Source organism: Nocardia jiangxiensis NBRC 101359 (assembly GCF_000308615.1).
Taxonomy (GTDB): domain Bacteria; phylum Actinomycetota; class Actinomycetes; order Mycobacteriales; family Mycobacteriaceae; genus Nocardia; species Nocardia jiangxiensis.
Genome location: NZ_BAGB01000050.1, coordinates 1 through 3,042, shown reverse-complemented (window position 1 = coordinate 3,042; position 3,042 = coordinate 1). Strand labels below are relative to the sequence as shown.

Genomic DNA, 3,042 nt, shown 5'->3' with positions numbered 1-3,042 from the left:
CAGAACTTCTTCTCCTTCTTCGGTCTGGTGCCGCCGGATGAGAACGATCTGGTCAAGCGGGTGATCGCGGTGGGCGGTCAGACCGTGCAGTGCTGCGATGCCCAAGGTCGTGTGATGGTCGACGGCAAGCCGCTCGACGAGCCCTACGCTCGGTACCTGTACCCGTATCAGCCGGGTCTGCCGTTCGCGGTCAAGACGCCGATGGGGTTGTCGATCAACCCGATCGGGCGGGAGTTCGGCCCGGTGAAGGTGCCCGAGGGCAATCTGTGGGTGATGGGCGACAACCGCAACGAATCCGCCGATTCGCGTGCGCATCAGGACGACGAATTCTCCGGCACCGTTCCGGTGAAGGATGTACGCGGTAAAGCGGTGTTCAAGATCTGGCCGCCGGGTCGGATCGGTCCGGTGCGATCCCAGGATCCCCAGCAGAACTGATCGCCGCGCCGGGCGTGCGGGGGGATCCGGCGGATGCGGCTGCGAGAGCGAACGGATAATCGAACGGTGGGTGCAGTGGCGCGCAACGGCCAACGAGCCGGGGACTGGCCGCCGCGAGTGGTGATGCGCAGGGCCGGTGGTCTGCGCACGCTCGAGGCGGCGCTCATTCGCAGTGGTCTGGGGCCGGTTGCCGGGGTCGACGAGGCGGGGCGAGGATGTTGCGCGGGTCCGCTCGTGGTGGCGGCCTGCCTGCTCGCGCCGAAGGCCTACGATTCCCTCGCCGGCCTGGACGATTCCAAGAAACTCACCGAGGCCGCCCGCGAGGAGCTGTTCCCGATCATCGAGCGCCGGGCCCTGGCCTGGCGGGTGGTGGTGATTCCGGCCTGGGAGATCGATGCGATCGGCATCCACGTCGCCAATATCGAGGGGATGCGGCGGGCGGTGGCCGGACTGGACCAGCGGCCCGGCTACGTGCTCACCGACGGTTTCAAGGTGCCCGGCATCTCGGCGCCATCGCTTCCGGTGATCGGCGGCGATGCGACGGCGGCATGTATCGCCGCGGCCAGCATCCTGGCCAAGGTGACCCGCGACCGGATGATGGTCGAGCTGGACGGGCGACTGCCCGGCTACGGTTTCGCGGCGCACAAGGGATACAACACGCCGGAGCACACCGCGGCGCTGGATCGTCTCGGCCCCAGCAGTGAGCACCGCAGGAGCTGGCGCAATGTGCGGCTGGTCGGCGGGGCCGAGGCCGAGCCGGTCCGCCGCGCCGGGTCCGGAGCGAGGCGGTTGGCTACCGACGCCGCGCATGCGAGATGATGTCAGAACACGCAGGATGGCGAGCCCGGCGGGGGCGGCGTCGTGAAATAGGAGGACTTTCCACCAGATGAGTGCCGAGGACCTCGAGAAGTACGAAACCGAGATGGAACTCTCGCTGTACCGCGAGTACAAGGACATCGTCGGCCAGTTCTCGTACGTGGTGGAGACCGAACGCCGCTTCTACCTGGCCAATTCCGTCGAACTACGCCCGCAGAACGCCGATGGCGAGGTGTATTTCGAAGTGCGCATGTCCGATGCCTGGGTGTGGGACATGTACCGTCCGGCCCGCTTCGTCAAACATGTTCGCGTGATCACCTTCAAGGACGTGAACATCGAGGAGCTGGAGAAGCCGGACCTGCGCCTGCCCGAATAACGGCCGTCGGCCGATACCGCGTCCGGCGGGTCGGCAGCGTGTTGTCCACATTCGGGGGTTGTCCACAGGATTTCTGTTTCCCCAGTTCAGGGGTTCGGGGCGGGAGCGTGGAGCGGTGATCCTGATCGGGTGGCACATAATCTGGCGCTCGGCGCACACGGGGAGGAACTGGCGGCACAGTATCTGCGTGCGGCCGGGATGGATATCGTCGAGCAGAACTGGCGCTGCCGGTACGGCGAGCTGGATCTGATCGCGCGCGATGCGGAGGTGACCGCATTCGTCGAGGTGAAGACGCGTTCGGGCCTGAGATTCGGCATTCCGGCCGAGGCGGTGACCTTCACCAAGCAGCAACGCATCAGACGATTGGCGCTGCTGTGGCTCAACGAGCAGCAGGGGCCGTGGCGGCAGATCCGCTTCGATGTGGTGTCGGTGCTGGTCAAACCCCGATCCGAGCCGGTCATCGAACATCTGAAAGCGGTGTTCTGATGGCGCTGGGCCGGGCGTTCTCCGTCGCGGTGACCGGTGTGGACGGGCAGTTGGTGGAGATCGAGGCCGATATCGGCCAGGGGCTGCCGTCGATTCATCTGGTCGGGTTGCCCGATACCACCCTGAACGAATCCCGGGACCGGGTGCGAGCCGCGGTACAGAACTCCGGGGAGAAGTGGCCGGACGGGCGTGTCATCCTGGCGCTGTCACCCGCCACTCTGCCCAAGGGCGGCAGCGTCTACGACTTGGCGCTGGCCGCGGCGGTGCTGGATGCGGGGGATGCGGTTCCCTCCGTGCGGCTGGCGGGTTCGGTGTTGCTGGGGGAGCTGGCGTTGGACGGGCGGGTGCGGCGGGCGAGAGGGGTGTTGCCCGCGGTGCTGGCTGCGCGGGCGGCGGGCCGCACCACGGTGGTGGTCCCCGAATCGGCGCTCGCCGAAGCGGGGTTGGTCGACGGGATCACGGTGCTCGGTGCGGCCACCCTGCGCGAATTGATCGACTGGTTGCGCGATGACGGGGAGTTGCGTCCGCCCGAGGGCGCGCTGCCCTCGTCCGAGCGTCCCTGCGGCGATCTCAACGAGGTGATCGGTCAGGACGAGGCGCGCTGGGCACTGGAGGTCGCCGCAGCGGGCGGGCATCACGTTCTGCTGACCGGACCGCCCGGGATCGGCAAAACCATGTTGGCGCAACGTCTTCCGAGCCTGCTGCCGATGTTGACCGAACGGGAGGCCCTGGAGGTGACCGCGATTCATTCGGTGGCGGGCATCCTGCCGGGCGATCATCCGCTGATCACCGTCCCGCCGTTCGTGGCACCACACCATTCGACCTCGGTGAGCGCGATGGTCGGCGGGGGGTCGGGCTCGGCGCGGCCGGGCGCGGTGAGCTGCGCCCACCGCGGCGTGCTGTTCCTGGACGAGTGCGCCGAGATCGGG

Annotated in this window: 5 protein-coding genes; all 5 read left to right on the top strand. The window is 67.6% G+C overall.

The window, feature by feature from the left end; genetic code table 11:
• A partial coding sequence (gene lepB, locus ON40_RS23620; RefSeq protein ID WP_040826223.1) for a signal peptidase I occupies positions 1 to 435 on the top strand: 435 nt, incomplete at its 5' end.
• A gap of 75 nt (positions 436 to 510) precedes the next feature.
• Positions 511 to 1,254, top strand: a complete 744-nt coding sequence (locus tag ON40_RS23615; protein WP_281033055.1) for a ribonuclease HII — start codon at positions 511 to 513, stop codon at positions 1,252 to 1,254.
• A 67-nt stretch (positions 1,255 to 1,321) separates the two neighbouring features.
• Complete coding sequence (locus tag ON40_RS23610) at positions 1,322 to 1,627, top strand: DUF2469 domain-containing protein (protein ID WP_011210678.1); 306 nt, start codon at positions 1,322 to 1,324, stop codon at positions 1,625 to 1,627.
• A gap of 129 nt (positions 1,628 to 1,756) precedes the next feature.
• Positions 1,757 to 2,113, top strand: coding sequence for a YraN family protein (locus ON40_RS23605; protein ID WP_040826221.1), 357 nt, complete (start codon positions 1,757 to 1,759; stop codon positions 2,111 to 2,113).
• Positions 2,113 to 3,042: YifB family Mg chelatase-like AAA ATPase (locus ON40_RS23600; protein ID WP_040826219.1), on the top strand; the 930-nt coding region annotated here is incomplete at its 3' end. The genes ON40_RS23605 and ON40_RS23600, both read left to right, overlap by 1 nt.

Excerpts from the sequence above, each read along its gene's own strand:
- ON40_RS23610 (WP_011210678.1), top strand. The coding sequence starts at position 1,322 with ATGAGTGCCGAGGACCTCGAGAAGTACGAAACCGAGATGGAACTCTCG.